Here is a 6,523-nt window from a genome sequence, read left to right as displayed (position 1 = left end):
GTCGGCCTCGATCACCTGAAGATAGTACATGCGCCCGACCAGGGCCGACAGCAGCAGGGCCTTGCCGCCGCCCAGCAGGGCCATGCGGCGGGTGAACAGTCTCTGACGATCCTGGTCGCGGTGCATGTCAATCCGCCTTCAGGAAGGCCTGCTGCCAGCGCAGGAACCCCCAGGCCAGCAACGGGAAGAAACCCAGGGTCAGCAGATACTGGTAGAGCAAGGCCCGGGGATCGACCAGGGTCAGGTGGAAGGCCGACATCAGGATCCAGCTCGCGACCATCGCCCCCGCCCCGACCACGGCGAAACCCAGCCACGTGATGGCGAACGACTTGCCCACGAAGAAGCGGCGCTGCCAGACCACCGCGCCATAGACGGCCAGGAACACCAGGGTGTTGAGGCCCAGGGGAACGCCCGACAGCATGTCCTGAAGGACGCCGACGGCGAACACCGCGTAGGCCGGCATCAGTTCGGGCTGATAGGTCGCCCAGTGGTGCACGGCGATCAGGGCGAACAGCGGCACCACCCGGGCGAAGCCGGGCACCTGGAAGGGAATGATGTTGACGATGAGCAGCAACAGGGTCAGCCCGACCGGCGTCAACCGGCGCGCCCACAGATCGAGCCGGAACCAAAAGGACGGTTTCATGTGTATTAGTCCTTGGCGGTCGTGCCCTGGGGTTGAAGTACGCCCTGATCCAATCCGTAGTCGATAACCCGCACATATTCGAGGCGATCCGTCGCCACCAGCGGCTGGACGACGGCGCCGCTGTCGCCGACCGAAACGATGACGCCGACCGGCAGACCCGGCGGGAATACCCCGCCGTGTCCCGAGGTCACCACGCGCTCGCCCACCGTCACCGTGTCGTTGGGCGGCAGATGACCGAGAACCGGCTGGCTGGTGTTGTTGCCGGCCAGCACGGCGCGAACCCTCGACTGTTCGGTCACCACCGGGATCCGCGAGTTGAGGTCGGTCAGCAACAGAATGCGCGACGACCGGGCGCCGACGCCAACCACCCGGCCGACCAAGCCGTCTCCCGACACCACCGCCTGGCCGCGCCTGACTTCGTCGTCGGCGCCGGCGTTCAACACCAGGCTGTGGGCGAAGGCGCCGCCGGTGTCGGCGATGACGCGGGCCGAGATGAAGCCACGCGCCTCGTGCGGAATGAAATTCAGCAGCCGTTGCAGGGCGACGTTCTCGGCCTCCAGGCGACGCCCCGCCGCTTCCCACTGGAGCAGGCGGTCCCGCTCCTTGCGCAGTTGGGTGTTCTCGGCGCGGAGGTTGATCATCTCCCGTGCCTCGGCGACGACATCGTTCACCGTCGCCACCGGCCGGGACACGGCATCGAGAAGCGGCGCCACGGTATCGGTGATCTGGGCTCGGAACCGCTCGACAACCACGACGTCGGCCTTGCCAAGCATCATCAACCCGAAGGCCGCCACCACCAGGCCGAGATAGGCAAAGCGTTGGAGGCTCCGGATAGGAGCGGCGACACGATGAACCGGCCGCGACTTGTCGTTCAACTCGGCGTCCCTCAATGCCAGATTGCCGGCGGGATCAAGTCTTCGGCCAGCAATCGTTCAAGACATGCCCACGAAATGATTAAGATATACTTTACGCGGGGGCACCGAGGGGGTGCTGCTGTCTAGTACATCGTCATCAGAACGTTCTTGAGCCGCTTGATCTCTTCCAGGGCACGCCCGGTCCCCCGCGCCACGCAGGTCAGCGGATCGTCGGCGATCGACACCGGCAGGCCGGTGGCGTGCCTAAGCACATAATCCATATTGCCCAGCAACGCGCCGCCGCCGGTCAGCACGATGCCCTTGTCCACGATGTCGGCGGCCAGTTCGGGCGCCGTGTGTTCGAGCGCGACCTTGACCGTCTCGATGATCGCGCCCACCGGCTCGGCCAGACTTTCGGCGATCTGCGCCTCGGTCATGATCAGTTCCTTGGGCACGCCGTTCATCAGGTCGCGGCCCTTGATCTCCATGGTGCGGCCCTCGCCGTCCTCGGGCGGACAGGCCGATCCGATGGTTTCCTTGATGCGCTCCGCGCTGCCTTCGCCGACCAGCAGGTTGTGGTTGCGCCGGATGTAGGAAATGATGGCCTCGTCCATCTTGTCGCCGCCGACGCGCACGCTCCTGGCGTAAACGATGCCGCCCAGCGAAAGGACCGCCACCTCGGTGGTGCCGCCGCCGATATCGACGACCAGCGAGCCGGTCGGCTCGGTGACCGGCAGCCCGGCGCCGATCGCCGCCGCCATCGGCTCCTCGATCAGGAACACCTTCCGCGCGCCGGCGCTTTCCGCCGATTCCTGGATGGCCCGGCGCTCCACCGCGGTGGAGCCCGACGGCACGCAAACGACGACCAAGGGGCTGGCGAAGCTGCGCCGGTTGTGGACCTTGCGGATGAAGTACTTGATCATCTCCTCGGCCACTTCGAAGTCGGCGATGACGCCGTCGCGCAGCGGCCGAATGGCAGTGACGTTGCCGGGCGTGCGGCCCAGCATCATCTTGGCTTCCTCGCCGACCGCGAGGACCTGCTTCTTGCCCTTCACATCCTGCAGCGCGACCACGGACGGCTCGTTGAGGACGATGCCCTTGCCCTTGACGTAGACAAGGGTATTGGCCGTCCCCAGATCGATGGCCATGTCGGCCGACAGGAAGCCAAACAGACTGGAAAACATAGGTCCTCGCACAGCGCAAATAACTAGCCCGACCGGCACCGGGCCTCCGGGCCCGGCACCGTCGGGACACAGTTATAATCGACGCCTACGGCCGCTGCTAGACCGAAACCGCCACCGGCTCCGTTTTCTCCCTTTTCACGAGCAGCTTGTTCAAGGCGTTCAGATACGCCTTGACCGAGGCCACCATGGTGTCGGTGTCGGCGCCCTGGCCGTTCACCGTCTTGCCTTCCTCGGCCAGGCGCACCGTCACTTCGGCCTGCGCGTCGGTGCCGTGCGTCACCGCCTGCACCTGATAGAGCTGCAGGCGCGCCCGATGCGGGAACAGCTGTTTCACGCAGTTGAAGGCGGCGTCGACGGGGCCGTCGCCGGTGGCCGAGCATTCGTGGAGCTGGCCATCGATCTCCATCTCGAGGGATGCCTTGGGCGGCCGATGCACGGTACCGCAGAGGATTTCCATGGAAACGAGGCGCAGGCGGTCGTTGGTGCGCACCACCTCGTCGTCGACGAGGGCGACGAGGTCGTCGTCGAAGATCTCCTTCTTGACGTCGGCCAGGTCCTTGAAGCGCTTGAAGGCGCTCTGGATGGCGTTGTCGCCGAGATCGTAGCCCAGTTCCTTCAACTTCTCGCGGAAGGCGTGGCGGCCGGAATGCTTGCCCAACACCAGGTTGGATTTGCTCAGGCCGACCGATTCCGGGGTCATGATCTCGTAGGTCTGGGCGTTCTTCAGCATGCCGTCCTGGTGGATGCCCGATTCATGGGCGAAGGCGTTGGCCCCGACGATCGCCTTGTTGGGCTGCACGACGAAGCCGGTGATGGTGGACACCAGGCGCGAAGCCTTGACGATATGCTCGGTCACCACGCTGGTCGAATAGGGCATGGTGTTCTGGCGGGTCTTCAGCGCCATGACGATCTCTTCCATGGCGGCGTTGCCGGCCCGCTCGCCCAGGCCGTTGACGGTGCATTCCACCTGCCGCGCCCCGGCCTTGACCGCCGCCAGCGAATTGGCCACCGCGAGGCCCAGGTCGTTGTGGCAATGCACCGAGATGATCGCCTTGTCGATGTTGGGCACCCGGTTGAACAGCATGGCGATCAACGCCCCGAATTCGTCGGGCATGGCGTAGCCGACGGTGTCGGGGATGTTGATGGTGGTGGCGCCCGAAGCGATCGCCGCCTCGACGCAGCGGCACATGAAGTCGTGCTCGGTGCGCGAGCCGTCCTCGCACGACCATTCGACGTCGTCGGTGAACCGGCGGGCGTGTTTCACGCTGTCGATCACCGCCTGATAGACCTGTTCGGGCTCCATCTGCAGCTTATGCTTCATGTGCAGCGGGCTGGTCGAGATAAAGGTGTGGATGCGGCCGCGCTGGGCCGGCTTGATGGCCTCGGCGGCGCGCTCGATGTCGGCGCGGGTGGCCCGCGCCAGCCCGCACACCACCGAGCGGGTCACCACCTTGGAAATCCCGTGGACGGCCTTGAAGTCGCCCTCCGAGGCGATGGGAAAGCCGGCCTCGATGATGTCGACGCCCATTTCCTCGAGCAGCTGCGCGATACGCAGTTTCTCGTCGAGGTTCATCGAGGCGCCGGGCGATTGCTCGCCGTCGCGCAAGGTGGTGTCGAAGATGACGACGTGGTTGGGTTCTCGCTGGGTACTCATCGGAAAAAGCCTTTCTGCGACAGGTTAAGCAGAGTCGTTCGACTTGGTCTTCTCCCCTGAACGCTTGTCACCCCGGTGACAGCGACGCTCAGGGGCGAATAAGTCGCAGCAGGCCGTTTAGCGCGAGGAGATTCAGGGACAGGCGGGCGGGCAAACGCTCGGCGGCGGGACCCTGGCGGTCCGCCTTCGTCATCCGAACGATGCTGTCCTTGCCGGTTGGCACGGGTTCGCTCCGCATACATAAAAAACCACAGCCTTCACAGGCCGGGTCATCAGCTATACCACAGCCGGCGAGTCGGTGTTAATACAATTTTTCAATGGAACGACTCCAGACAGTCGCCGTGGCCGATGGGATGGCTGGAGTTTGGTGACGCTTATGGTTCTGGTTTGCGTGGCGGGATCACGTCTGCTTTGATCGGAGGCGGTGAACAGGCCACGAGAAGGGGCAACCGGGCAATGGCGCGGACCGAAAAGGAAAAGATGCTGGCCGGCGAGCTTTACGACGCCGGCGATACCGAGCTTCAGGCCGACTTAACAGCCAATCACGCGTGGCTGGCCCGCTACAATGCCGCCCTCGCGCTATCGGCCGACGAGCGGCGCCGCTTGCTGGCCGAGCGCCTGGCTTTCGTCGGCAATGGCGCAGTCATCCGGCCGCCTTTTCATTGCGACTACGGCTTCAACATCAGCCTCGGTGCCGGCGTCTTCCTCAATTTCAATTGCGTCATCCTCGACGTCGTCGCCGTCACCATCGGCGATCGAACGCAGATCGGGCCGGGAGTGCAGATCCTGGCGGCCGACCACCCGCGCGACGCAGCCGGCCGGGCATCGGGCTTGGAGTTCGGCCGGCCGATCCGCATCGGACGAAACGTGTGGATCGGGGGCGGCGCCATCATCCTGCCCGGTGTCACCATCGGCGACGACGCCCTGATCGGGGCCGGCAGCGTGGTGACCCGCGATGTGCCGGCGGGCGCAACCGCGTTTGGCAACCCGGCCCGCGTGCGCCCCTGAGTCCGCAGGCTTCAAACGATGACGCCCGCGCCGGTCGGCTCTTGACCGACCATGGCGCGGGCGCCAATCCCAGCCGGGACCGGGAGAAGATTCCCTCCCCGGTACCGAAACCGCTAGTTCTTCGACTTGTCGACCAGGCGGTTGGCGGCGATCCACGGCATCATGCCGCGCAGTTTCTCGCCGACCTTTTCGATCGGATGCTCGGCGTTGCGCCGGCGCATCGCCTTGAAGGCGGGCTGGCCGACCTTGTTCTCGGTCATCCATTCCTTGACGAACGTACCCGACTGGATGTCGGTCAGCACGTCCTTCATGCGCGCCTTGACGGTGGCGTCGATGAGGCGCGGGCCGCTGACGTAGTCGCCGTATTCGGCGGTGTTGGACACCGAATAGCGCATGTTGGCGATGCCGCCCTCGTAGATCAGGTCGACGATCAGCTTGACCTCGTGCAGGCACTCGAAATAGGCCATTTCGGGGGCGTAGCCGGCCTCGACCAGGGTCTCGTAGCCGGCGACGATCAGGCTGGTCAGGCCGCCGCACAGCACCGCCTGCTCGCCGAACAGATCGGTCTCGCATTCCTCGCGGAAGGTCGTCTCGATGATGCCCGAGCGGCCGCCGCCGATGGCGCAGGCGTAGGACAGGCCCACCTCGTGGGCGCTGCCCGAGGCATCCTGCTCGACCGCGATCAGGCAGGGCACCCCGGCGCCGCGCACGTATTCGGAGCGCACGGTGTGGCCGGGGCCCTTCGGCGCGATCATAAAGACGTCGATGTCGGCGCGCGGCTCGATCAGGCGGAAGTGGATGTTGAGGCCATGGGCAAAGGCCAGGGCGGCGCCCGCCTTCATGTTGGGGCCAAGCTCCTCGGCATAGAGCTGGGCCTGCCCCTCGTCGGGGGTCAGCACCATCATGACGTCGGCCCATTTGGCGGCCTCGGCCGGGCTCATCACCTTGAAGCCGGCGCCCTCGGCCTTCTTCACGCTGCCGCTGCTCTTGCGCAGCGCGACCACCACGTCCTTCACCCCGGAATCGCGCAGGTTCTGGGCGTGGGCATGGCCCTGGCTGCCGTAGCCGACGACGGCGACCTTCTTGGATTTGATCAGACTGACGTCGGCATCCCGATCGTAAAACACGCGCATTTTTGACATCCTCTCAAACGAATGGACTTCTTTGTCGCCGGACAATC

The 6,523-nt window shown here is 65.3% G+C and carries 6 protein-coding genes; 1 reads left to right on the top strand and 5 read right to left on the bottom strand.

Annotated elements, in window-relative coordinates:
• Positions 1-127: 127 nt before the first annotated feature.
• The 4 genes from mreD to ODR01_RS17735 form a co-directional block, all read right to left on the bottom strand.
• Complete coding sequence (gene mreD / locus ODR01_RS17750) at positions 128-643, bottom strand: rod shape-determining protein MreD (RefSeq protein ID WP_316979028.1); 516 nt, start codon at positions 641-643, stop codon at positions 128-130.
• A gap of 5 nt (positions 644-648) precedes the next feature.
• Entirely contained in the window at positions 649-1,518 is an 870-nt protein-coding gene (gene mreC / locus ODR01_RS17745) for a rod shape-determining protein MreC (RefSeq protein WP_316979027.1), read from the bottom strand.
• A 122-nt stretch (positions 1,519-1,640) separates the two neighbouring features.
• The gene (locus ODR01_RS17740; RefSeq protein WP_316979026.1) at positions 1,641-2,681 is read right to left on the bottom strand and encodes a rod shape-determining protein; all 1,041 of its coding nucleotides are present in this window, start codon (positions 2,679-2,681) and stop codon (positions 1,641-1,643) included.
• A 97-nt stretch (positions 2,682-2,778) separates the two neighbouring features.
• Entirely contained in the window at positions 2,779-4,335 is a 1,557-nt protein-coding gene (locus tag ODR01_RS17735) for a 2-isopropylmalate synthase (protein WP_316979025.1), read from the bottom strand.
• 456 nt (positions 4,336-4,791) lie between these two features.
• On the opposite strand from ODR01_RS17735, the gene ODR01_RS17730 reads away from it, so the two are divergent.
• Positions 4,792-5,343 (top strand): sugar O-acetyltransferase, encoded by a 552-nt coding sequence (locus ODR01_RS17730; RefSeq protein ID WP_316979024.1) that lies wholly within the window; start codon positions 4,792-4,794, stop codon positions 5,341-5,343.
• Positions 5,344-5,456: 113 nt separating this feature from the next.
• On the opposite strand, the gene ilvC is transcribed toward ODR01_RS17730, so the two are convergent.
• On the bottom strand, positions 5,457-6,521 hold the full coding sequence (gene ilvC, locus ODR01_RS17725) for a ketol-acid reductoisomerase (RefSeq protein WP_394356847.1): 1,065 nt from the start codon (positions 6,519-6,521) through the stop codon (positions 5,457-5,459).
• Between the last annotated feature and the right edge of the window lie 2 nt (positions 6,522-6,523).

This window comes from Shumkonia mesophila (assembly GCF_026163695.1).
Classification (GTDB): Bacteria; Pseudomonadota; Alphaproteobacteria; order Rhodospirillales; family Shumkoniaceae; genus Shumkonia; species Shumkonia mesophila.
The sequence above is the reverse complement of the archived record's forward strand: the minus strand, read 5'-3'. Positions and strand labels throughout refer to the sequence as shown.

Bases quoted from the DNA above. Each gene is read 5' to 3' on its own strand.
- mreD (WP_316979028.1), bottom strand. From the start codon at position 643: ATGAAACCGTCCTTTTGGTTCCGGCTCGATCTGTGGGCGCGCCGGTTG.
- ODR01_RS17740 (WP_316979026.1), bottom strand. From the start codon at position 2,681: ATGTTTTCCAGTCTGTTTGGCTTCCTGTCGGCCGACATGGCCATCGAT.
- ODR01_RS17735 (WP_316979025.1), bottom strand. From the start codon at position 4,335: ATGAGTACCCAGCGAGAACCCAACCACGTCGTCATCTTCGACACCACC.
- ODR01_RS17730 (WP_316979024.1), top strand. From the start codon at position 4,792: ATGGCGCGGACCGAAAAGGAAAAGATGCTGGCCGGCGAGCTTTACGAC.